22 protein-coding genes are annotated in these 23,031 nt (G+C 71.9%); 3 read left to right on the forward strand and 19 right to left on the reverse strand.

From position 1 onward, the window contains the following. Positions 1 to 323: 323 nt before the first annotated feature. Positions 324 to 1,232 (reverse strand): pyridoxal 5'-phosphate synthase lyase subunit PdxS, encoded by a 909-nt coding sequence (gene pdxS / locus HNR02_RS28925; protein ID WP_179776792.1) that lies wholly within the window; start codon positions 1,230 to 1,232, stop codon positions 324 to 326. Between the two features lie 203 nt (positions 1,233 to 1,435). Between pdxS and HNR02_RS28930 the strand changes: the two genes are divergently transcribed. Beyond that, positions 1,436 to 3,559, forward strand: a complete 2,124-nt coding sequence (locus tag HNR02_RS28930) for an elongation factor G-like protein EF-G2 (protein WP_179776800.1) — start codon at positions 1,436 to 1,438, stop codon at positions 3,557 to 3,559. Positions 3,560 to 3,644: 85 nt separating this feature from the next. Here the strand turns inward: HNR02_RS28930 and HNR02_RS28935 are convergent, their stop codons facing one another. The 6 genes from HNR02_RS28935 to HNR02_RS28960 all read right to left on the reverse strand — a co-directional run bounded on the left by HNR02_RS28935 (position 3,645) and on the right by HNR02_RS28960 (position 8,027). Next, on the reverse strand, positions 3,645 to 4,151 hold the full coding sequence (locus HNR02_RS28935; protein ID WP_179776802.1) for an XdhC family protein: 507 nt from the start codon (positions 4,149 to 4,151) through the stop codon (positions 3,645 to 3,647). 73 nt (positions 4,152 to 4,224) lie between these two features. Continuing rightward, positions 4,225 to 4,719 (reverse strand): NUDIX hydrolase, encoded by a 495-nt coding sequence (locus HNR02_RS28940; protein WP_179776804.1) that lies wholly within the window; start codon positions 4,717 to 4,719, stop codon positions 4,225 to 4,227. After that, on the reverse strand, positions 4,716 to 5,855 hold the full coding sequence (locus HNR02_RS28945; protein ID WP_179776806.1) for a glycosyltransferase family 4 protein: 1,140 nt from the start codon (positions 5,853 to 5,855) through the stop codon (positions 4,716 to 4,718). The genes HNR02_RS28940 and HNR02_RS28945 overlap by 4 nt, the downstream gene beginning before the upstream one ends. Then, positions 5,852 to 6,769, reverse strand: coding sequence for a phosphatidylinositol mannoside acyltransferase (locus tag HNR02_RS28950; RefSeq protein ID WP_179776808.1), 918 nt, complete (start codon positions 6,767 to 6,769; stop codon positions 5,852 to 5,854). The genes HNR02_RS28945 and HNR02_RS28950 overlap by 4 nt, the downstream gene beginning before the upstream one ends. Continuing rightward, complete coding sequence (gene pgsA / locus HNR02_RS28955) at positions 6,769 to 7,377, reverse strand: phosphatidylinositol phosphate synthase (protein ID WP_179776810.1); 609 nt, start codon at positions 7,375 to 7,377, stop codon at positions 6,769 to 6,771. The genes HNR02_RS28950 and pgsA overlap by 1 nt, the downstream gene beginning before the upstream one ends. Before the next feature lie 143 nt (positions 7,378 to 7,520). After that, positions 7,521 to 8,027 (reverse strand): MarR family winged helix-turn-helix transcriptional regulator, encoded by a 507-nt coding sequence (locus tag HNR02_RS28960; RefSeq protein WP_179776812.1) that lies wholly within the window; start codon positions 8,025 to 8,027, stop codon positions 7,521 to 7,523. A 95-nt stretch (positions 8,028 to 8,122) separates the two neighbouring features. Between HNR02_RS28960 and HNR02_RS28965 the strand changes: the two genes are divergently transcribed. Then, the gene (locus HNR02_RS28965) at positions 8,123 to 8,671 is read left to right on the forward strand and encodes a YceI family protein (protein ID WP_179776814.1); all 549 of its coding nucleotides are present in this window, start codon (positions 8,123 to 8,125) and stop codon (positions 8,669 to 8,671) included. Between the two features lie 310 nt (positions 8,672 to 8,981). Here the strand turns inward: HNR02_RS28965 and HNR02_RS28970 are convergent, their stop codons facing one another. The 5 genes from HNR02_RS28970 to HNR02_RS28990 form a co-directional block, all read right to left on the reverse strand. Next, positions 8,982 to 9,530: an HIT family protein gene (locus tag HNR02_RS28970; RefSeq protein WP_179776816.1), complete on the reverse strand. Its 549-nt coding sequence runs from the start codon at positions 9,528 to 9,530 to the stop codon at positions 8,982 to 8,984. After that, positions 9,527 to 11,563 (reverse strand): threonine--tRNA ligase, encoded by a 2,037-nt coding sequence (thrS, locus tag HNR02_RS28975; protein WP_179776818.1) that lies wholly within the window; start codon positions 11,561 to 11,563, stop codon positions 9,527 to 9,529. Before thrS ends, HNR02_RS28970 begins: the two co-directional genes overlap by 4 nt. Positions 11,564 to 11,637: 74 nt before the next feature. Beyond that, positions 11,638 to 12,252 carry a malonic semialdehyde reductase gene (locus HNR02_RS28980; protein ID WP_179776819.1) on the reverse strand — a complete coding sequence of 205 codons (615 nt, stop codon included), beginning with the start codon at positions 12,250 to 12,252 and terminating at the stop codon, positions 11,638 to 11,640. A gap of 113 nt (positions 12,253 to 12,365) precedes the next feature. Then, entirely contained in the window at positions 12,366 to 13,172 is an 807-nt protein-coding gene (locus HNR02_RS28985) for a glycoside hydrolase family 16 protein (RefSeq protein WP_179776821.1), read from the reverse strand. Positions 13,173 to 13,204: 32 nt separating this feature from the next. Beyond that, positions 13,205 to 14,041, reverse strand: a complete 837-nt coding sequence (locus HNR02_RS28990) for a glycosyltransferase family 2 protein (protein WP_179776823.1) — start codon at positions 14,039 to 14,041, stop codon at positions 13,205 to 13,207. A 55-nt stretch (positions 14,042 to 14,096) separates the two neighbouring features. On the opposite strand from HNR02_RS28990, the gene HNR02_RS28995 reads away from it, so the two are divergent. Then, positions 14,097 to 15,482 carry a hypothetical protein gene (locus HNR02_RS28995; RefSeq protein WP_179776825.1) on the forward strand — a complete coding sequence of 462 codons (1,386 nt, stop codon included), beginning with the start codon at positions 14,097 to 14,099 and terminating at the stop codon, positions 15,480 to 15,482. Between the two features lie 5 nt (positions 15,483 to 15,487). Here HNR02_RS28995 and HNR02_RS29000 read toward each other — a convergent pair whose 3' ends face one another. From HNR02_RS29000 to HNR02_RS29030, 7 genes are read right to left on the reverse strand one after another with little or no spacing between them, the layout of a single operon-like run. Continuing rightward, positions 15,488 to 15,718, reverse strand: coding sequence for a hypothetical protein (locus HNR02_RS29000; protein WP_179776827.1), 231 nt, complete (start codon positions 15,716 to 15,718; stop codon positions 15,488 to 15,490). After that, positions 15,715 to 16,278: an acyltransferase gene (locus tag HNR02_RS29005; protein ID WP_179776829.1), complete on the reverse strand. Its 564-nt coding sequence runs from the start codon at positions 16,276 to 16,278 to the stop codon at positions 15,715 to 15,717. Before HNR02_RS29005 ends, HNR02_RS29000 begins: the two co-directional genes overlap by 4 nt. Next, positions 16,275 to 18,281, reverse strand: a complete 2,007-nt coding sequence (locus HNR02_RS29010) for a hypothetical protein (RefSeq protein WP_179776831.1) — start codon at positions 18,279 to 18,281, stop codon at positions 16,275 to 16,277. The genes HNR02_RS29005 and HNR02_RS29010 overlap by 4 nt, the downstream gene beginning before the upstream one ends. Continuing rightward, positions 18,278 to 19,519 carry a lipopolysaccharide biosynthesis protein gene (locus HNR02_RS29015; protein WP_179776833.1) on the reverse strand — a complete coding sequence of 414 codons (1,242 nt, stop codon included), beginning with the start codon at positions 19,517 to 19,519 and terminating at the stop codon, positions 18,278 to 18,280. Before HNR02_RS29015 ends, HNR02_RS29010 begins: the two co-directional genes overlap by 4 nt. Then, positions 19,516 to 19,875: a hypothetical protein gene (locus HNR02_RS29020; RefSeq protein WP_179776835.1), complete on the reverse strand. Its 360-nt coding sequence runs from the start codon at positions 19,873 to 19,875 to the stop codon at positions 19,516 to 19,518. The genes HNR02_RS29015 and HNR02_RS29020 overlap by 4 nt, the downstream gene beginning before the upstream one ends. Before the next feature lie 28 nt (positions 19,876 to 19,903). Continuing rightward, complete coding sequence (locus HNR02_RS29025) at positions 19,904 to 22,060, reverse strand: glycosyltransferase family 2 protein (protein ID WP_179776837.1); 2,157 nt, start codon at positions 22,058 to 22,060, stop codon at positions 19,904 to 19,906. Further along, positions 22,057 to 22,983 (reverse strand): glycosyltransferase family 2 protein, encoded by a 927-nt coding sequence (locus HNR02_RS29030; protein ID WP_179776839.1) that lies wholly within the window; start codon positions 22,981 to 22,983, stop codon positions 22,057 to 22,059. Before HNR02_RS29030 ends, HNR02_RS29025 begins: the two co-directional genes overlap by 4 nt. Between the last annotated feature and the right edge of the window lie 48 nt (positions 22,984 to 23,031).

Consider the following 23,031-nt stretch of genomic DNA (forward strand, 5'->3'; position numbering starts at 1 on the left):
CCGGCCGTGCGTCTCGGCGGTCGTCGCCCTGTTGTGGTCGCCCGCTCCGACGATTGATCGCCGCGCAGCTCGGCGGTGGCCGCACGCTTCGGAGTTCTGGTGCATGCCCCAATTGCACGATCGGGTGATGGCTGCTGCGGCGCGGGCGCACGAGGTTCTCCTTCGCACACCAGCCAGCGGCAATCACACGAAGGCCCCTCTCGCACGGGTTCCGGTGATGCCCACACGCGAGGGCCGGCACCCGGACAGCCACCGGCTCACACACAGCCCTCGATGGCCGGCCGATCAGCAGCCGAGCACCACCAGCCACCGCCTCGGCCGGACTACCAGCCGCGCTCGGCGAGCCGGTGCGGTTCGGGCACGTCGTCGACGTTGATGCCGACCATGGCCTCGCCCAGGCCGCGCGACACCTTCGCGATCACGTCGGGGTCGTCGTGGAACGTCGTGGCCTTCACGATCGCCTCGGCGCGCTTCGCGGGGTCACCGGATTTGAAGATGCCCGATCCGACGAACACGCCCTCGGCGCCGAGCTGCATCATCATCGCCGCGTCGGCCGGGGTGGCGATCCCGCCCGCGGTGAACAGCACGACCGGCAGCTTGCCGTTGGCCGCCACCTCCCGCACCAGCTCGTACGGCGCCTGCATCTCCTTCGCCGCGACGTACAGCTCGTCTTCGGGCAGCGAAGTCAGCCTCCGGATCTCCGCTCGGATCTTCCGCATGTGGGTGGTCGCGTTCGACACGTCGCCGGTGCCGGCTTCGCCCTTCGAGCGGATCATCGCGGCGCCCTCGGTGATCCGGCGCAGCGCCTCGCCAAGGTTCGTCGCCCCGCACACGAACGGCACGGTGAACGCCCACTTGTCGATGTGGTTGGCGTAGTCGGCCGGGGTGAGCACCTCGGACTCGTCGACGTAGTCCACGCCCAGCGACTGCAGCACTCGCGCCTCGACGAAATGACCGATGCGCGCCTTGGCCATCACCGGGATCGACACCGTCGACACGATGCCCTCGATCAGGTCCGGGTCACTCATCCGGGCCACGCCGCCCTGCGCGCGGATGTCGGCGGGCACCCGCTCCAGCGCCATGACCGCGACCGCGCCGGCGTCTTCGGCGATCTTCGCCTGCTCGGGAGTGACGACGTCCATGATCACGCCGCCCTTGAGCATTTCGGCCATGCCGCGCTTGACACGCGCGGTGCCCCGCTCGGCGGAACTGGAGGACTCAACTTCGGACACGACTCGGCGCCTTTCCGGGAAACGGGGGGTGACGAACTCCAGTCTAGGTACTGGTGGACCGCTCCAAGGTGCCAGTCAGAACCTATCTCGGCAGTCCACTTTCGCCCCGTGGGCGCAACTCGTCCCGCCGGGGTTGCCCGACCATGCTCACCGGGTGTGTGATCGAGGACACACCTTTTGCCGTCGTTCCCGGGGAGCGCGCCATGGCCGACAAACAAGCCCGCACCGTCGATGCCGGAGCCGCGGTCGCTGTGGACGACCCGGTCAAGGTCCGCAACGTGGTCCTGGTCGGCCCCTCCGGCTCCGGCAAGACCACCCTCACCGAGGCCCTGCTCGCGGTGTCCGGCACCGTGACCAGGGCCGGTTCCGTTGTGGAGGGCACCACGGTCTGCGACCACGACCCGGCCGCGGTGCGCCAGCAGCGATCGGTCGGACTGTCGGTGGCGCCGGTGATGCACAACGGCTGCAAGATCAACCTGATCGACACCCCTGGCTATGCCGACTTCGTGGGCGAGCTGCGGGCCGGGCTGCGCGCCGCCGACGCCGCGCTGTTCGTCGTCTGCTCCGCCGAGGGCGTGGATCCCGCGACGGTGGCCATCTGGGAGGAGTGCGCCGCGGTCGGCATGCCGCGCGCGGTGATCGTCTCCCGGCTCGACCACCACCGGGCCGACCCCGACGGCGAGATCGCCGCGTGCCAGGACGCCTTCGGCGCGGGCGTGCTCCCCCTCTACCTACCCGCAGGCGGGTCCGGTGCCGGGCTGATCGGCCTGATCACGCGGCGATTCTTCGACTACTCCGAAGGCTTCCCGCCCCGCGTCGGCGAACCGTCGCCCGAGGACCTGGAGCGGCTGACCGACGCGCGCAACGAACTGATCGAGGGCGTCATCGCCGAAAGCGAGGACGAGACGCTGATGGACCGCTACCTCGCGGGTGAGGAAATCAGCGAGGACACCCTGATCGCCGACCTGGAGACCGCGGTCGCCCGCGGCTCGTTCCACCCGGTCATCCCCGTGTGCGCGACCACCGGCGTGGGCATGGCCGAGGTGCTGGACGGCATCGTGCGTGCCTTCCCGTCGCCACTGGAGCACGAGCTGCCGCCCGTCACCACACCCGACGGCGCCGCCCACCCCGGGCTGAGCACCGACCCGCACGGGCCGTTGGCCGCCGAGGTGGTGCGCACCGCGGTCGACTCCTACGTCGGCCGTGTGTCGCTGGTCCGGGTGTTTTCCGGGACGCTGCGGCCGGAACGTCCGGTGCACGTGTCCGGGCACGGCATGGCCGAGCGCGGGCACGAGGACCACGACACCGACGAGCGCGTCGCCCACCTGTACTCACCGCTCGGCGCGACGCTGCGCGAGGTGCCCTACTGCGTGGCCGGTGACCTGTGCGCGCTGACGAAGGTCGGGTCCGCCGAGACCGGCGACACTGTCTCCTCCCCCGACCACCCCCTGGTGATGCGGCCGTGGCCGATGCCCGAGCCGCTGCTGCCGGTGGCCGTCGTGGCACGCAACCGCAGCGATGAGGACGCGTTGGCGCGCAACCTTTCCCGTCTCGTGGCGGGTGACCCGACGCTGCGCCTGGAGCGCAATGCCGAGACCTCCCAGCTGGTCCTGTGGTGCATGGGCGAGGCGCACGCGGACGTGGTCCTGTCCCGGCTGCGGGCCGGTGGCGCCGAGGTGGACACCGAGCCGGTGAAGACGAGCCTGCGCGAAACGTTCGGTGGCCCGGCCAAGGGGCACGGGCGGCACGTCAAGCAGTCCGGCGGGCACGGCCAGTACGCGGTGTGCGACATCGAGGTCGAGCCGCTGGAACGTGGCGCGGGGTTCGAGTTCGTCGACCGGATCGTCGGCGGCGCGGTGCCGCACCAGTTCATCCCCAGCGTGGAGAAAGGGGTGCGGGCGCAGCTGCGGCGCGGCCTGGTCACCGGGTACCCGGTGGTCGACGTGCGGGTCACCCTGGTCGACGGCAAGGCGCACAGCGTGGACTCCTCCGACGCCGCGTTCCAGACCGCCGGGTCGATGGCGCTGAAGGACGCGGCCGCGAACGGGCGGGTCGTGCTGCTCGAACCGCTCGACGAGGTGGCTGTCCAGCTGCCCGACGAGTACCTGGGCACGGTGCTCGGGGACCTGTCGTCACGGCGGGGCCGGGTACTGGGCACGGAGGCCGCGGAGGGCGGCCGCAGCGTGATCCGCGCCGAGGTGCCCGCGACGGAACTGCTGCGCTACACCACGGAACTGCGTTCGCTCAGCTCCGGCACGGCGACGTTCACCCGGCGCCACGCCCGCTACGACCCGCTGCCGGACAACCTCGTCACGGCACACGCCTGAGCGGGAAGCCGAGCACGAGGGCGCGCTTCCGGCGGCCGGGGCACGGCCGGAAAGTGGAACTCGCGCGCGGGACTCGCGCGGTGGGTCAGTGGCCGAAGAAGCCGCCGGGGCGGCCGTTGCGGTCGGCGAGCAGACCGGCCAGCGTGGCGATCGCGATCTCGGCCGGGCGGCGGGAACCGATGTCGAGGCCGATCGGGCGGTGCACGCGGTCGATGTCCGGCTGGGCCACGCCCAGCGAGCGCAGCGCCTCGACGTGCGGGCCTTCGTGACGCGGGTTGCCCATCACGCCGGTCCAGCGCACCGGCCGCGCCAGCACGTCCCGCAGCACGGTGCCCAGCTCGTCGCGGTGGTGATCGGTCACGACGACGTCGGTGTCGCCGTCCAGGTCCGGCAGCACCGAGACCGCCTCCACGCCCGCGACGCGGGCCGGGTCCGGGTCGAACAGCACCGGCCGGTAGCCGAGGTCCTGGCCGTAGCGCAGCAGGAACTCCGCGACGGGCGAGGCGAACACCGCCACCAGCGTGCGTGTCTCGCCACCCGGCTCACCTTCGCCGTGCGCGACCGCGCACGCGGAAACTGTCTCCGAAGCCATGGGCCAATCCTGCCACTTCCGGCGGGCAACGGACCGCGCCCGACTCCGATCACGGCCGGCGAACGCCGCCCGGCTAGGCTCCGGGCACGGGGGGCTCCGCGATCTCGAAGTACTCGGGTTGCCGCGCGGTGCCGGCGAGTTTGAAGTACCGCACCTTGCGCCGCCGCCGCAACGCCAGCGCGTCGCGCACCGCGTCGTTGTGCACGCGGCGCGCGATGACGACCCGGTGTTCGGCGTCGCCGAGTTCGCCCGCCAGTTCGCCGGGCAGGCGGGCGCGGTCGATGGACCCCAGCAGTCGCGTCAACTCGTTCTCCGCGACCTCCCGCTCGGCCCGCGGCGCCTTCTCGGCGAGGTCCGCGGCCTCGCGCAGGCCCGGCGCCGCGCCGTCGACCGCGGCCACCGCGCGCGCCACCACCGCGCGCCGGGCCAGTGCCGCGTCCAGCGCGGCCCATCCGGCGTCGAGGCGGACGTGCAGGCGGTCCAGCCGGTTGGCCGTCGCCACCAGGAACAGCCCGCCGAGCACGACCACCGCGGCGGCGATCGACACGACCAGGACGAAGGCGCTCACTGCGGCACTTCCTCCGCGCTGACCCGCCGCGGATCGGCGGCGATCGCCGTCTCGTAGACGCGCAGCACCTGCGTCACCACCACCGGCCAGTCGTAGATCGCGACCCGCTCCCCCGCCGCCGCGGCCAGCGACGTGCGCCGCGCCGGATCGCCCAGCAGCTCACGCAGGCAGGCCGCCAGCGAAGCCGGATCACCGGTCGTGAACAGCGCGCCCGCGCGGCCGTCGTCGAGCACGCGGCGGAAGGAGTCCAGATTGGACGCCGCGACCGCGGTGCCCGCCGCCATCGCCTCGGTCAGGATCATCCCGAAGCTCTCCCCGCCGGTGTTGGGCGCGCAGTAGACGTCCACGCTGCGCAGCGCCCGCGCCTTCTCGGCGTCGGAGACCTGGCCGAGCAACTCCAGGTGCGGCGCCAGCTCCGGGCCCGCCATCCGGCGCAGCGCCTCGGGCTCGCCGCGCCCCACGACCAGCAGCCGCAGCTCGGGGAAGTCCGGCACCAGGCGGCGCGCGGCGCCGAGCAGGATCTCCATTCCCTTGCGTGGCTCGGTGAACCGCCCGACGAACCCGATCGTGCCACCGGCCCGCGGGTAGCCCTCCAGCGGCCGCGCGCGGGAGAAGAACTCGACGTCCACTCCGTTCGGGATCTCGACCGCGTCGCCGCCGGCGTGCTCGACCTGCACGCGCCGCGCCAGCGCGGACACGGCGATGCGCGCGGTGATCTTCTCCAGCAGCGGCCGCAGTACCGGCTGGAACGCCGACAGCGTCCGCGACCGCGGGGTGGAGGTGTGGAAGGTGGCCACGATCGGCCCGTCGGCGACCTTCAACGCCAGCAGCGACAGGCTCGGCGCGGCCGGCTCGTGCAGGTGCAGCACGTCGAACGCACCCTCCCGCAGCCACCGCCGCACGCGGGCGTAGGACACCGGCCCGAACTGCAGCCGGGCCACCGACCCGTTGTACGGGATGCCGAGAGCCTTGCCCGCGGGGTGCACGAAGTCCGGCAGATCGGCGTCCTCGTCGGCGGGCGCGAGCACCGACACCTGGTGCCCGCGGTCGAGGAGTGCCCGCGCGAGATCCGTGACGTGCCCCTGGACACCACCGGGCACGTCGAAGGAGTACGGGCAGACGATCCCGACCTTCACGCCGCTTCCTCCCGCGCGGAGACGCCGTCCTCCTCGAAATCGGCGGTCCACAGCTTCTGCATCATGTGCCAGTCCGCCGGGTGCGCCGCGATGTCCCCGGCGAAGATGTCGGCCAGCGCCTGGGTGGCGGCGGGCACCTCGGTGCGGTGCGTGACCCGGATCCGCGGGTGGATCCGGATACCCCAGCCGTCCTCGGTGAACCAGCTGCCGACCGGCAGCAGCGCCGCACCCGTGCTGGCGGCCAGCCTCGCCGGGCCCGCGGGCATGCTCGTCTTCTCGCCGAGGAACGACACCGGGAGGCCGCCGCCGGTCAGGTCGCGGTCGGCGATCAGGCAGACCACGCGGTTGTCCCGCAATCGCTGCAGCAGCAACCGGAACGAGCCGGTGCCGCCGTCGGCGGAGAGGATCTCGAAACCGAGCGACTCCCGGTAGGCCACGAAGCGCCGGAACAGCGACTCCGGCTTGAGCCGCTCGACGACCGTGGTGAACGGGCCGTAGCGTCCGACAGCCCAGACGCCCGGCACGTCCCAGTTCCCGCTGTGCGGCAGGGCGACCACGGCCCCGTTGCCCTCGGCGAGGGCCGCGTCGAGGTTCTCCACCCCGCTGATCGTGGCGTTCACGCTGGCGCGAATGGCTTCGGGATCCATGCTGGGCAGGCGGAAGGCTTCGTGCCAGTACCGCGCGTAGGACCGCACCGCCTGCCTGGTCAGCTCGTCCAGCTCGGCCTCGCCGGCCTGCGGCACGACCCGGGCGAGGTTGCTGCGCAACTGCCGGACACCGGGCCCCCTGCGCCGGGCGGCGAAGTCCGCGGCCAGCCCGAAGCCGGCCTTGGCCAGCGGCACCGGCAGCCTGCGCACCAGGTTCCAGCCCGCCGCGTAGCCGAGATCCGCCATCCGCTCGCCGAACCGGCCCATCAGCCCGCCTCCCGCGCGGAGGCGGCCACGGCCAGCATCCGCTGGACCGTGGTGATCACCGAGCCGAGCGCGAGCAGCCACAGCGTGCCCTCGACGGCGAACGGGACACCGAGGCCCTCCAGACCGGTGCCGACGAGCGCGATGATCAGCCGCTCGGCGCGCTCGACCAGACCGCCGTCGGCCTTGAGGCCCTCGGCTTCGGCCCGCGCCTTGATGTAGGAGATCACCTGCGCCAGCACGAGGCAGACCAGGCAGGCCGCCGCTGCGCGCAGGTTGTGCTCGACCGCGAAGCACCACCAGGCGATACCGGCGAACAGGGCGCCGTCGGCGAGCCGGTCGCAGGTCGCGTCCAGGGTCGCGCCGAACGGGGTGCCGTACCCGCGGGCGCGGGCCATCGCGCCGTCGAGCAGGTCGAGCATCGCGAAGCCCCACACGGTGAACGTGCCTGCCAGCAGCATCCCGTTCGGGAAGAACACCAGGGCGCAGACGATCGCGCCCGCCGTGCCGAACAGGGTCATCGCGTTCGGGGTGAGTCCGGCCCGCATCAGCGCGTGACCTAGCGGATCCAGGGCTCGCGAGACGGACGCTCGCGCGAAGATGTTCAGCATCGGATCGGGGAGGGGGCGGTATCGGCGGGCATGTCCATCGCTGTCGGCGTCCACCTGGGCTGCGGGGTCGGTTTGCTGACCGCAGCCTATCCACCCGCTACGACGATCCGGTGAGGCGGCGCGCCATTGCCGCCGCGTGCCGCTCAGGCGAGCTGGTCGAGCCGGTCCTCCTCGGCGGCGACCGCGGCGGCGCACTGGGGCCGCAGCCGGTCGCGGACGGCGTCGGCGATCTCGCCCAGCGCCCGCACCTGATCCGGTGTCAGCGCATCGAAAAGGGCCTCCCGCACCGCTTCGACGTGCCCGGGAGCCGCCTCTTCGAGCGCGGCGAAACCCCGGTCGGTCAGCCGCGCGAACGACCCGCGCTTGTCGGTTCCGCAGCTGTCGCGGCGCACCCAGCCGTTGGCCTCCATGCGGGCGACGGCGTGCGACAGCCTGCTGCGTGACGAATGGCACTTCTCCGCCAGCTCGCTCATCCGCAGCGTCCGGCCGGGCACCTCGGACAGCACTACCAGCACCTCGTAGTAGGTGTGCGGCATCCCGGCCTCACGCTGGAGCTGGGAATCCACGTGGCCGCGCAGCATGGTGACGGCGACCGAGAACGCCCGCCACACACGTTGTTCGTCTTCGCTGAGCCATCGCGGTTCGGACATGTCGTACATGCTACCCCTAGTTGAGCGCTCAACCAGTGTTCGGTAGTGTCGTTGTTGAGGGCTCAATCAAGCACGTTCCGCAAGGAGATCACAGCATGACCGCTTCGACGACCGAGATCCCCGGCTACATCGCCGGCACCTGGACCATCGACTCGACCCACTCCGACGTCGACTTCGTCGTGCGCCACCTGGGCGTGTCCAAGGTGCGCGGCCGCTTCGCCGAGGTCGAGGGCGAGATCGTCACCGGCGCCGACCTCGCGGACTCGAAGGTTTCCGCGACCATCAAGGCCGCCAGCATCGACACGAAGAACGGCGACCGCGACGCGCACGTCAAGGGCGGCGACTTCCTCGACGTCGAGCAGTTCCCCACCCTGACCTTCGTCTCCACCGGCGTCCGCGCCGAGGACGGCGAGTACTTCATCGACGGTGACCTGACCGTGCACGGCGTCACCAAGGCCGTCACGCTGGACGCCGAGATCGGTGGCTTCGCCGACGGCATGGCCGAGGGCACCAAGGTGTTCGGCATCTCCGCCACCACCGAGATCAAGCGCAGCGACTTCGGCGTCGGCACGTCCATCCCTACGGCCGTCCTGGCCGACAAGGTCAAGATCGAGCTGAACATCGAGGCCGGCCTGCAGTCCTGAGCCAACACGGAAAGGCCCGGACGCACGACGTCCGGGCCTTTTCCGGGCCGCTCGCCCACCGACAATCCGTCGCCCGGCAACGCAAGCCAAACCAAGACCTACCCGAACCTCCCCCGCCCCGATCCCCAGCCCGCTTCGGTCGCTGATCAGCGACTGGAACGATCCGCGAGGAGGGGCGGGGGAGGTCGTGAGGTGACCGACTACTGCACGGCGGCGCGCCCAGCGGTCACCTCGCCTGCCGCGAGTCCGGTTCAAAGGTCAAGGGATAGCCCTCGCCGGACGGGCCGGCTCCGGGTTTACGGCGCGGGCGCTAGACCCGTTCCCACGCCTCCGACAGCAGCTCGCGCGTCTCGCCCAGCAGCTGCGGCAGCACTTTCGTCTGGCCGATCACCGGCATGAAGTTCGCGTCGCCGCCCCAGCGTGGGACCAGGTGCTGGTGCAGGTGCGCGGCGATCCCGGCGCCCGCGATGACACCCTGGTTCATCCCGATGTTGAACCCGTGCGCCCCGGACACCGACCGCACGACCTTCATCGCGTGCTGGGTGAACTCCGCCAGCTCACGGGTCTCGTCCGCGGTCAGGTCCGGGTAGTCGGCGACGTGCCGGTACGGCAGGACCATCAGGTGCCCCGGGTTGTACGGGTAGAGGTTCAGCACCGCCCACACGTGCTCGCCGCGAGCCAGGATCAGCGCGTCGGCGTCGTCCAGGCCCAGCAGGCGGCAGAACGGGCAGCCCTCGGCCTCGTCGCCGTCCGGCTTGTCCTGGCCCTGCACGTAGGCCAGCCGGTGCGGGGTCCACAGCCGCTGCAACGCGTCCGGGACCCCCACGCCGTCCTGGCCCACCAGTTCCGGGTCGGTCAAGGCAGAACCGCCTTGAGCGCCTCCGCCGTCGGCGAGCTGTTCTCCCTCCGCGCGACCCAGCTGTCGATGGCCTGCACCGCGTCCGCCACCGGCACGCCGTTGATCTGGCTGCCGTCGCGGAAGCGGAACGACACGGCACCCGCTTCGACGTCCTTGCCGCCCGCCAGCACCATGAACGGCACCTTCTGGGTGGTGTGGTTACGGATCTTCTTCTGCATCCGCTCGTCGCTGGCGTCGACCTCGACCCGGATCCCGTTGGCGCGCAACGCCTTCTCCACCCCGCGCAGGTGCTCGACGTGCTCGTCGGCGATCGGGATGCCCACCACCTGCACCGGCGCCAGCCACGCCGGGAACGCGCCCGCGTAGTGCTCGGTGAGCACGCCGAAGAACCGCTCGATCGACCCGAACAGCGCGCGGTGGATCACCACCGGCTGCTTGCGGGTGCCGTCCTCCGCGGTGTAGCGCAGCTCGAACCGCTTGGGGTGGTTGAAGTCCAGCTGGATGGTCGACATCTGCCAGGACCGGCCGATGGCGTCCTTGGCCTGCACCGAGATCTTCGGCCCGTAGTAGGCCGCGCCGCCCGGGTCCGGCACCAGCTCCAGGCCGGAGTCGACGGCGGCCTGCCGCAGCGTCTCGGTGGCCTCCTCCCACTCCTCGTCCGAACCGATGAACTTGTCCGAGTCGCCCCGCGTGGACAGTTCGAGGTAGAAGTCGGACAGGCCGTAGTCGGCGAGCAGGTCGAGCACGAACCGCAGCAGCGACCGCAACTCGCCCGGCATCTGCTCCTGCGTGCAGTAGATGTGCGAGTCGTCCATGGTCAGGCCGCGCACGCGGGTCAGACCGTGCACCACACCGGACTTCTCGTACCGGTACACCGTGCCGAACTCGAACAGCCGCAGCGGCAGCTCCCGGTAGGACCGCCCGCGCGATTTGAAGATCAGGTGGTGCATCGGGCAGTTCATCGCCTTGAGGTAGTACTCCTCGCCCTCCAGGGGCAGCGGCGGGAACATGGTGTCGGCGTAGTAGGGCAGGTGGCCGGAGGTGTAGAACAACCCGCTCTTGGTGATGTGCGGGGTGTTCACGAACTCGTACCCGGACTCCTCGTGGCGCCGCCGCGAGTAGTTCTCCAGCTCGCGGCGGATGATGCCGCCCTTGGGGTGAAACACCGGCAGGCCCGAGCCGATCTCCTCGGGGAAGGAGAACAGGTCCAGCTCCGCGCCCAGGCGGCGGTGGTCACGCCGCTCGGCCTCGGCCAGGCGCTCCAGGTAGGCGTCCTGCGCCTCGGCCGACTCCCACGCGGTGCCGTAGATGCGCTGCAGCTGCGGGTTCTTCTCACTGCCGCGCCAGTACGCGGCGGCGACACGGGTCAGCTTGAACGCCGGGATGAACTTCGTGGTGGGCACGTGCGGACCGCGGCACAGGTCGCTCCACACGCGCTCCTTGCTGCGCGGGTCGAGGTTGTCGTAGATGGTCAGCTCGCCGCCACCCACCTCCATCACCTCGGAGGTGTCCACTGTGTCCTCAACGGACTTCAAGTCGATCAATTCGAGCTTGAACGGCTCGTCGGCCAGTTCCTCGCGGGCGGCGTCGATCGAGTCGACGCGGCGGCGGGAGAACTGCTGCGCGCCCTTGACGATCTGCTTCATGCGCTTTTCCAGCGCCTGCAGGTCCTCGGGGGTGAACGGCCGCTCGACGAGGAAGTCGTAGTAGAAACCGTCCTTGACGGGCGGGCCGATACCGAGCTTGGCCTCGGGGAACTGCTGCTGCACGGCCTGCGCGAGCACGTGCGCGGCGGAGTGCCGGATGACGCTGCGGCCGTCGTCGGTGTTCGCCGCGACCGCCTCGACGGGGGTGTTCGCCTCGGGCGCCCACGCCAGGTCGCGCAGGCGGCCGTCGGCGTCCCGGACGACGACGATCGCGTCGGCGCCCTTGGTCGGCAATCCCGCCTCGCGTACCGCGGCCCCGGCCGTAGTCCCGGCCGGCACCACCACGCTGGCGGCGGGTGCGGCTGCGGCGGACGACGGCTGGTTCACGATGGGCTCCTTCGAACGAAGTGGTGACCCACCGATGCTATCCGCCGCCCGCCAGCAGGTTTGCGCGAGGGACGTCAGACGGTTTCGACGACCTCGTCGTAGTCGAGGCGGGGCAGGCGGTCGAACCACGGGTTGTCGCCGGGCTTGCCGACGTTGATCACCACGAGGGACTTCCACTTCCGGTCGGCGAAGAACTCGGCGTCGATCCCGGCACCGTCGAAGCCGGTCATCGGGCCCGCGGCCAGCCCGGCGGCCCGGACGCCGATGATGAAGTAGCCGACCTGCAGCAGCGAGTTGAGCCGCGCGAAGCCTTCCCGGCCGGTCTCGTCGGCGAAGAGGTCCTTGGCGTCGGGCTTGTGCGGGAACGTCTTGGGCAGGTTCTCGTGGAAGTCGGTGTCGGCGGCCAGCACCACGGTGACCGGCGCACTGGCGGTCTTGGCGCGGTTGCCCTCGGACATGTGCGGCAGCAGACGCTCCTTGCCCTCCTCGGTGCGGATCACGAGCGCACGCAGCGGCTGGGTGTTCATCGAGGTCGGCGCCCACTTGACCAGGTCGTAGATCGCCTGGATCTGCTCGTCGCTGACCGGCTCGTCGGAGAACGAGTTCGCGGTGCGGGCCTCGCGGAACAGCAGGTTCTGGATGTCCTGCGGTACTTCGAGGGTGTCGGCGAGGCTGGTGGTCGCGGTCATGGGTACTCCCGTCGTGCTGATGATGTCTTCCCGCGTTCCAACCTAGTTGAGCGCTTGACTATTTCGGGTGTGCGGGTGGTCACTCCTTCCCCCGTGCCGCCTTCGCGGTCGCCCTACTCGTAGAGGCGCACCCAGTCGATTTCGGCGGTCGAGCGAATCGGCGCCTCGGCCTTGTGCCGGTTGTGGTTCTGCTGGATGACCAGGTGCATCGGCTGGTCGGGGATGGTGCCGGGCGTACCGTAGGTCGCCCAGGCGACACCGTCGAGGTAGCAGGTGACGTGGTCGGGCTGCCATTCGACGGCGTAGTTGTGCCACTGGGTGATGTCGACCGGGTCCTTCTTGGTGTGCCCGGCGTCGATGTTGCCCGGGCCGTGCAGCCAGCTCTCCACGAACTGGCGGGCCGGGTCGTAGATCTCGGCGAAGTCGATCTCGCCGTCTTGGTTGGTGTCGCTTTCCGGCCACAGCAGCAGCACCGGGTTGAAGTCGTGGTCGGCGGGCGCCGGGAACCGCGCGCGGACCTCCCAGCGGCCGTAGGTCTGGTCCTCGCGCCATGCGATACCGCAGGTGGCGGCCGTGTCGTCGCCGTTGCCGACCAGCGTGAGGGTCCCGCCGCGGACCACGCACTGGTCCTCGCTCAGCGTTTCGCCGGAGGTCTCGTTGTACCCGTGGTAGACGTTCCACCGGGACTTGTCGACGCGACGGCCGTCGAAATCGTCGGAGTCAGTGAGCTGCCAGCCGTAGTTGGCCGCGGCCTCGTCGGACCGGTCGGGGGTGACCACCGCCGTGCTCGGGGCCTGGGTGGCCACCGTCGGCGCGTCCTCGCCCGAGTCGTCGAACCGGTCCGACGTCACGCGGACGGCGATGATCGCGACCCCCACCAGGATGGCGCAGGCGACCAGGATGACTACGCGACGTGTCACGGGCGCCACAGTAACGTCCCCCGGAAGAGCTACTAGTTCCGCTCCCCCTGGCGCTTCGCGACCAGGAACAGAGCCTGACGGCGCAGCCGGGCACCGGGTGCCATCGCCGCTCCCACCAGCCGGTCGAGCGGCCGCACGTGCCATCCGGGATCGGTCGCCAGCCCCTCCGAGAGCGCGCGCTGCTCGGCGTACTCGGCACGCTGCGCCCGCGCCGACAGCGAGTCACGCCCGATGCGGAACGCCGCCAGTGACTCGCGCTGCCCGAAGAAGTCGCCGTGGCCCAGCAGCCCGATCCACAGCGCGAGGTCCATCGGGAACTTCCAGCGCGGGTCGAACCCGCCCACCGCGTCGAACTGCGCGCGGCGGAACAGGCCGCCGCCCGGTTCGCCGAGCGGGTTGCCGCCGTGCCGGACGACCTTGCGGATCACCGTGCCCGCCTCGTGGCGGCCGATGAGGCCGCGCAGCCCGCGGTTCGGCGCCATCACCTCACCCGTTTCGTTGATCATGTCGCGGCGCGCGCACACCAGTGCGATCGACGGGTCGGTGGCCAGCACCTCGTACTGGCGCCGCAGGCAGTCCGGGTGCAGCAGGTCGTCGGCGCACACCACCTTGACGAACCGGCCCGTGGACGAGGCGACGGCGCGGTTCCAGTTGTCGGCGATCGGCAGGACGGCCTCGTTGCGCAGCACGCGCAGCCGCGGGTCGTCGAAGGCCGCCAGGATGTCCGGGGTCTCGTCGGTCGAGGCGTTGTCGAGCACGACGAGCTCGAAGTCGCCGAAGGTCTGGCCAAGCACGCTCCGCACGGTGTCGGCGAGGTGACGGCCCGCCTGGTAAGCCGGGATGCACACGGAGACCGTGGGCGCGCTCACGGCTTTCCCCCTTCCGGGTGTAGCACTGAACAGGCAAAACGGTGGTCGGTCGCGCATGCTGGCACGCGTGGGCATCTTCGCGGTGGTCGCCCTGCTCGTGGCGGGGCTCTTCGGCTGGGCTCCGGGGGAACGGGACGATCCTCCGGCACCACCGGCGGTGACGCTGCTGCCGGGAACGGACAATGGACTCGTACTGGGCGTGACGCACGCACAGTACAGCCTCGACTCGTGGCTCACACCCGGGCAGCGGGAGAGCGGGGAGCAGATCCTCGGAGCCACCCCGATGCTGCAGAACCAGCACATCATGGGCTTCGGCGTGGGCAATCCGGAGGAGGTGCCCGGGCGCTACGACTGGTCCCGTCTGGACGAACGGATGGACCTGATCGGACGTACCGGCGGCACCCCGGTGATCACCTTGTGCTGCGCGCCGGACTGGATGAAGGGCGGCGCGGTCGGCACCACGAACTGGGACGATCTGGCCGCCGCCCCGCTGCGCTCGCACTTCGCCGACTACGCGCGCCTGTCCGCCGAGGTCGCCCAGCGCTATCCGCAGGTCCGCCACTTCCAGGTGTGGAACGAACTCAAGGGGTTCTGGGACGACGAGACCGGGACGTGGGACGCGGCCGCCTACACCGACCTCTACAACCAGGTCTACGACGCGGTGAAGGAGGTGCGCCCGGACGCGCTGATCGGCGGCCCGTACGTGGTGCTGACCAGCTGGTCCTCCGCCGGGGCGACCGACCACCCGTCCGATCTGCGCGGACCGTACGGGGTGGTCGACCAGCGCTCGCTGGACGTCGTGGAGTACTGGAACGAGCACAAGCACGGCGCCGACTTCGTCGCGCTGGACGCCTCCACCGGCACCCGCGACAAGGGCCTGATCACCACACCCGATCAGGCGAGCCGGATCTACGCCGACGCCACCCGGTGGGCGCACACGCTCACCGGGCTGCCGGTGTGGTGGTCGGAGTTCTACCCGGAGACCGCTCCCCCGGCGAGCGAGACCACGCAGGATCCGGACACTCTGGAACCAGTCGAGAACACCCGCGGCACCGAAACCACCGACGGCGCCGCCCCGGACGATCAGGCGCGCGCGGTCGCCACATTGGACGCCGTGGCCAGGGCGGCCGACGCGGGGGCGGCGGCGATGCTGCTCTGGCAGCCGGAGGCCAGCGACGACCTGCCCTACGCCGCGCTGTGGTCGGAAGCGCAGAAGGGCACCGACGTGCTGCACCCGACCAGCCTGACCGCGGCGTGGACCTGGCTCGCGCCACGGCTGCGCGGCGGCCTGGTCGACGTGCAGCGCGACCCGTCCGAGATCCTGCAGTTCAGCACCCCGCGCGGGGATTTGACGGTGAACCCGCGGCCGGTGACCGGTCAGCTGAGAACGGCCTGGCGCAGCCTGTCCCTGCCGCCGCTGGCGATCCGGCTGCCGGGCTGAGGCCCTCACAGGGTCAGCCCCACCACGATCCGCCAGATCGCGCCGACCGCCGTCAGCACCGTCAGCCCGACCGCGACGAGGTCCAGCGTGCGGATGCGGTCGGTGCGCGCCGACGCGGTGTCGGTCGAGCGCCGCCCCACGGCCTGTTCCTTGAGCACGGTCCGCCACACCAGCACGACGAGCAGTGCCACCCCGAACAGCGCCGTGACCAGGGTGAGGAAGTCGGCCTGGCTCACGCCGGCTCCGCCACGACGGACGTCTCCCTGATCAGGCGGGCCGGCACCCCGGCGTAGACCCCGGCCACCGGGCAGTCGCGTGCGACGACGGCACCGGCGGCGATGACCGCGTCGTCGGCGATCGTCACGCCGGGCAGGATCTGCGCGCGGGCGCCGACCCACACGCGGTCACCGATCACGACCGGACGCGCCTGCGCCACGCGCGAGACCGTGCCGTCGGGCAAGCGCGGGTGGTGCGAGGTGATGATCATGACCTGCGGGCCGAACTGGCACGCCTCGCCGATCGTGATCGGTCCGACGGCCTCCAGGTAGCACTCGGCGTTGAGGAACGTGCGGCGGCCGATCTCGATGTTGCGCATCGCGCCGTAGATCCGCAGCCCGGGGAAGACGTTGCCGGAGTGGAACCGGCCGCCGAGCGCGCGGTAGCCCAGCAGCCGCAGCGGGCGCGGCACCAGCGCGCTGCCGAGCACGCCGTTGACGACGGCACCGACCGTCATGGCCCACAGCTCGATGTGCACCTGGTCTCGCAACCGCCGCACCAGGGACCGGGTCTCGCTCACGTGTTGTCTCCCCCACTGCCCTGTACGAACTTGTCGGCGGGTGTCGTCCGGCCGAGCACGAGCGACCCGCGGTCGTCGAACACCACGTGGTACACCCCGGTCGCCTCGAGTTCACGCACGAGGTCGGCGCCGTAGGTGTCTCCGACATTGTCGAAGATCTTCATGTAGGCCCACTGCGGCTCGGTCAGCACAAGATAGTCCGGGCCCTTGAGCCGGAGACAGGCGACCAGCGCGGGAACGTCGTCCATCTCGTCCTCGCAGTACCCGTCGACCTCGTACTGCGACACCTCACCCACGCGCGCGAAGGACAGCGGCACCGAGTTGACCAGCGAGTCCACCCGGTCGCCCGGCTGCGCCTCGTGCACGGCCCAGCTGGCCGCGGCGATGTCGCTTTCGTGGAAGCTGATGTAGGCGTCGTTGCCGCCGCGCGCGGTCAGGGTCGAGGCGAGCAGCCCGGTGAGCACGACCCACGGCACGGCGGCCGTCAGGACCGTGCGCCACGGCCGGTTGCGCCACCGCAGCCGCCGCGCGGAGGTGACCGCCCGCTCCAGCGCGAGCGAGGCGGGCAGCGCCATCACCGGCAGCGAGAACAGGAAGCAGCGCATGAAGACCTCGCCACCGTAGGGCTGGGCCACGGCGAGGCCGAACGGCGCCACGCACAGCGCCGGGAGCAGCCACGATTTCAGCGCGTCGCGCCACATCAGCCAGATGCCGTAGGCGGCCATCGCGGCGACGAACAGCGTGATCCCGATGCGCACGGTCAGCACGACGAGCCGCCCCGGGCTGCCGGCGAACCGGGCCAGGATGCCCTCGTCCACCGACGATCCGACGTCGCCGAGCGGGCTGAGGATCATCTGGACCAGCTGGCCGCTCCAGAACTCCGAGGCGCCGAGTGAGAACCACACGATGGCGCCGCCGAGGATCACGAACGGCACCCACGCCGGCCACAGCCGCCCGAACACCAGCAGCAGCAGGAGCAGCGCGCCCAGCACGAACGGCGTCAGCTGGTGGGTCGGCGCGAGCGCGAGCCCGATGAGCACCACCGCGCCCTGCGCCACCAGGCGCGCCTTCGGGCTGGACCGCGGCGCGAGCCGGGCCCGCAGGCGCGCCTTGACCGGTTCGGTCAGGCGGGGCCGCACCAGGTGCCGGAAGGTCAGGGTGAGGGCGGCGAGCAGCAGGATCATCGCCGTGCCCTGCGGGGAGAAGTAGTCCTGCTCGGTCCAGTTCGCGACGAGGTAGAGCCACGGCGCGATCCACGCGGCACGCCGGTTGCCCAGTGCCGACACGGCCAGCGCGCGCACGCCGAGCACCGCGAGACCGGAGAGCAGGACCGGGGACCAGTTCAGGAACGGGATCGCATCCTGCATCCCGGCCGCGCGGGTGATCATCGCGACCAACGAGAAGAACCCGGCCCAGGAGAAGCGCGCGTCGTAGTCGTGCAGGATGTCGCCGTGTGTGGCGATGTACTCGGCGAACCCGGCGTGCAGCCAGGCCACCGGCAGCCGCGCGACCTCCTCGACCGCGGGCTGCAGTCCGTAGACGCCGAGCACGCCGACGAGGGTGTAGAGCGAGAGCAGCCAGGTGCGGGGCCGGTAGCGCAGCAGTTCCAGCACCACGGCGGCGACCAGCAGCGGGTAGGACAGCAGCGTGGGGACCGACAGTTCGGCGACGAGCCCGAGCCCGCCGATCTCCTCCGGCGCGACCGGGTGCAGCCCGATGATCCACAGCACCACCGCGACCCCGGCAAGACCGGGGCCGAAGAACGGGTCGGCGAGGAACGCGGGCCGTCCGGCGCCGGTGCCCAGCCGCGGCCGGGACGAGACCGCGCGGGACGGTTCTTCCGGCGCGGGCGGCGCGAGCCTGCCGGAGGCCGGGATGTAGCGCGTGGGTGTCCCGGCCGGGGGCGGCTGGGTGAACCGCATCGGCTCGCGCGGCCGGGAGGTGGGACGGACGGGCCGGTTCGGGCGGATCGGGCGCAGGAACCGGGTGGGCGGTTCGGTCACGGACGTGCCCCGAAGACGCGTCGCCGCAGGTCGGCCAGCACGGCCGCGGCGAGAACAGCCTGGGCGACGAGCATGCCGACGCCGAACCCGAACTCGGTGGGCACGAGCAGCGCGAGCACCACGGCGGAGGCGGCGGTCGCGGCCTGCAGCAGCGCCACCCCGGCGCCGCGCCCGGCGGCCAGGTGCACCGCGACACCGAGCACGACGACCAGCCGCGGCACCTGCGCGGCCAGCAGGACCCGCAGCAGGTCGGTGCCCTGCGTGTAGTCGGCGCCGAAGATCGCCAGCATCACCCAGGCCAGCGCGGCGCCTGCCGCGAGCAGCGGGACGAAGACCAGCAGCAGCCGCTTGCCCGCGTCGGTGACCAGCGACCGGATGTGACCCGGTTCGGCGGACAGGCGCACCACGAGCGGGTTGACGAACGCCGTCGCGGCCACGTCGAGCGCGTTGATCGCGGTCCACACCACGAAGAACACGGCGTTGGCCTCGGCCCCGAACCGGTGCAGCACGATCAGCGGCACCAGGTTGTACAGCACGACCACGCACACCATGGCCGGGTAGGACGGCGCCAGCAGGCGCACGATCTCGCGGCGGTCGGGCAGCACGCCCGGCTCCCGCGCCGGGGCGCTGCGCCGGGCCGCGCGGAAGATCAGGACCGTCACGACCACGACGCCGATCAGCGTCGGCACGGCCCAGGACAGCACCAGCCCGAGCGCGCCCGCGACCGGGCCGAGCCCGGCGAGCAGGCCCAGCCGCGCGACGCTGAACGAGGTGTTCTCCACCGGCACCCAGCGGGCGAGGCCGAGCCCGGTCAGCACCTCGTCCTGGAACTGGAACAGGGTCCAGCCGATGCCGGCGACGAGGAACCACGCCACCCCGGCAGGCACGCGGTGCACGACCTCGGCACCGGCGGGCACGAGCACGAACGCGACCGAACCGACCACGCCCCCGGCCAGCACCACCAGGTAGGTGCGCAGGAGCAGCTTCGGCTGCCGGGACCCGGCGCGGGGCAGCCAGCGCAACACCGCGGGACCCAGGCCCAGCTCCGCGATCCCGGCGATGAGCAGGAACCCGGACACGAACGCGGAGGTGTCGCCGACCTCGGCGGCGGGCAGCAGCCGCGCGGCCAGCACCCAGCCGATCATCCCGGCCAGCGCGGTGATCGCGGCCGAGGCGGACAGCGCGAGACCGTCGGCCACCATGCCCCTGCCGGGCGCGGACTCCTCCTCGACCGTCATCGCACCTCGCCGGGGCGGCTGCGCACCACGTGGTGCGCGAGCGGGATCGCGGTGACGAACGCGAGCACCACGATCGCCACCTCCGGGTACCAGGTGTGGGTGAGCACCAGGACCTGCGCCACGATCAGCGTGACCGACAGCGAGATGCCCACCGCGCTGACCCAGGTGACCGACAGGTGGCGCACGTTGACGTAGGAGATCAGGGCCCAGCCGGGGGCGGTGAGGACGAACAGCAGGACCGCGAGCGGGCGCAGCGCGAAGTCCACGCCGGACCACACGAGCACGATCGTCATCAGGCAGACAGCGAGCAGCCCGTAGGCGGTGTACCGCCGGATCCTCAGCTGCTGCTCGACCACCCGTGCCCCTCCCCGTCGACCACCATCTTCACCGGCGGCCGGAACCGCCTTCGCCCCGGGCCCGCATCAGGGCCTGCGCCCCGCCCAGCAGACCCAGGCGCTCGTCGCGGCGCAGCTGCCGCAGACGGGACCGCGCGGCGCGGTCGGACAGCGGCAGTTCCGGCGTGCGGGACGCCAGCCGGGCGGCGCCGCGGGGCACGCGGCGCAAGATGGAGAACGCGGTGACCGGGCGGCGCCGCACGGACAGCATCAGCATCGCGGCCAGCCCGACGCCGTAGCCGCGCATCCGTTCCCGCAGCTCCAGCCAGTCGGCGCGGTGGATGTGCCGCGCGACGGCGTGCGGGGTGTGCACCACCGCGCCACCGGCGTAGGCCAGGCGCACGAACAGGTCCAGGTCCTCCCCCGCCATCGTCGGGGTGCCCGCGCCGAGCAGCGGGTCGAAGCCACCGAGGTCGTCGAACACCTCCCGTCGCCACATGGCGCAGCTGCCGGGACCGTAGCGCGCCATCGACAGCGGGTACAGCGGGTCCTCGCGGGCGGTGCCGCGGTCGATCCGCTGCCACCGCACGGTGTTGCCGTAGCCCTTGAGCCGTTCGAACAGCACCTCGGCGTCGGTTTCCAGGCTGGCCGGCAGCACCAGGGAGGTCACGCAGCCGACCGCGGGGTCGGCGGCGAACTCCTCGGTCACGGCGTCGAACCAGCCCGGTTCGACCGCGATGTTCTCGTCGACGAACGCGATCAGGCCGTGGGTCGCGGCGCGGGCACCGGTGTTGCGCGCGGCGCTGACGCCCTTGCGGCGCTCGACCACGTAGCGCGCGCCCAGCGCCTCGACCTCGCCACGCAACCACGCGTCGCCCTCGGGCAGCCGCGGCAGGTTGTCGACCACGATCACTTCGAGCCCGGGGTACCCGGCTTCGAGCACGGCACGAGCGCTCGCCACCGCCTGGTGCTTGCGGTACGCGGTGGGGATGACCACGCTGACCGGCGGCCGCGTGCACTCGGGGCGCCGCCGCGGGGCGGGCGGGGCGGCGAAGTCCGGCAGCCGCACCACGCCGCGCTCGACCGGCAGCAGCAGCACGTCGACGGTGCGGTCGCCGTCACGGACCAGCACCTGCGCGGCGCGGTAGTGCCCCACCGGGCGGTGCGGGACGGGCAGCACCTCCGGCGCGGTGCGCGCGTCGACGGTGGCGATGTGGATGGGGCCGTGCACCAGCGCCGCGGAACCGAGGGGCCGCGGCGCGCGGGTCCGCAGCTTGCCGCGCAGGTACCCGGCCGCGGTCGAGGACACCACGGTCACCACGCCGAGCACGCCCGCAGCCCCGGCCGTGCGGCCGAGCGCGAGCCGCCCGAACTCGCGCACCACCGCGGCCGGAATGGTCCGGCTCAGGTAGTCGCGCTCGGTGGACAGCGCCGCCTCGCTGCCGACCAGGCGCGACACGTAGGCCTTGGACAGCCCCTCGCCCCAGCCGCGGTGGCGCAGGTAGCCCCAGGTGATGCGATCCTCGGTGACGCGGTGGTGCACCACGGCCTCCGGCCGGAACACGATCCGCGCGTCCGGCGCGGCCTGCCGCAGCCGGATGCACAGTTCGGTTTCCTCGCAGCCCAGCGGCGTGCGCCCGATGCGGCCCAGATCCTCGGAGAACGCGCCGGCGAGCGCGAACGCCTCGCGGCGGAAGGACATGTTGCAGCCCATCAGGTTGCGCACCGGCGCCTCGGCGGCGGGCTGCCCGGTGTAGGTGCAGCCGACGACCCAGTCCAGCTCGCCGGTGCCCGACCGTCGGCCCGCCGGGAGCTTCGCCGGCCGCTGCCCGCCGGGCCAGCGCGGCCGCGCGGAGCCGCCGACGGCCATCACGTTCCGGTCGCGGTACCCGGCCAGCAGCTGCTCCAGCCAGTCCGGCGCGGCTTCGGCGTCGTCGTCGAGGAAGGCGATCACGTCGCCCTTGGCGAGGCCGAGCGCCGTGTTGCGGGCACCGGACAGGCCGCGCCGCCCGGCGTTGGGCACCACCGTCACGCCGACGAACTCCGCGGCTGCCCTGCGCTCCAGCTCCGGGTTGTGGTCGATGACGACGACGACCTCGCGCGGCGGCGCCGTCTGCTCGCGGACCGAAGCGACCGCCGCCGCCAGGTCGTCCCAGCGGCGTTCGGTGTAGGCGCAGATCACCACGGTGGTGTCGGGCTGGGTCATGCTTCGGGAACTCCGGTGTCCAGCGCGAGCGGCGCCGGGACGTCCGCTACGGGCTCGGGGGTGAACAGGCCGAACCGGCGGCTGCGACGCTGACGGCCGACGCGCTGCCACTCGGCCACCAGCGTGCGCAGCACCCGCCCGCCGTCGGAGAAGGTACGCAGGTTCGTCTCGCCGTGCAGCCGGGCCCGCTCGACGCTGGGCACCTCGGTGATCCACAGGCCCAGCGCGGCCATCCGGCAGTTGATGACGGTCTCGATCTCGAACCCGTCACCCCACAGCATCTCCTCGCCGGCGGGTGCGAACACCGGCGGCAGGTTCAGCAGGGGAACCAGGTCCCGCCAGAACGCGTTGTAGCCGTAGCAGAGGTCGGTGAAGCCGGCACTGAAAAAGGTGTTGGACAGCTTGTTGAGCCCGGAGTTGCCCGCGGCGCGGAGGTGCGTGATGTCGTGGCTGCCGCCGCCCGGCGCGAACCGGGTGCCCTTGGCGAAGTCGGCGCCGCCGGTGAGCGCGTCCACGAACCGTTCGATCTCCGCCGGGTCGGCCGAGCCGTCGGCGTCGAACATGACGATCACGTCGCCGGAGGCGGCGAGGAAGCCACAGGCCAGCGCGTTGCCCTTGCCGCGGCGGGTCTGCCGGATCACCCGCGCGCCGGGACGGGCGGCGCGCACCACCTCGGGCGTGCCGTCGCCGGAGTCGGCGTCGACCACCAGCACCTCGTGCACCGGCGGCAGCTCGGGCAGCACCTCACGCAGGTTCGCCGCCTCGTTCTTGGCCGGGACCACGATCGTGACGCGCGGATCGGCGCCGCGCCGGGGTGGGTGCGCGGCGGCGAAGGCGAACGCGTCGCCCAGGCTCTCGTAGTCGGTGACGGGACTGGGGGAATCCATGATCGTCAACGCCGTGCTGTCCTTGCTGGTGGGCACACCGGAAGCGGCGCGCGGGGGTCGGGGGCGGGGCTTGCTGCAACGTGT

The sequence above is a fragment of the Amycolatopsis endophytica genome (assembly GCF_013410405.1).
Lineage (GTDB): Bacteria > Actinomycetota > Actinomycetes > Mycobacteriales > Pseudonocardiaceae > Amycolatopsis_E > Amycolatopsis_E endophytica.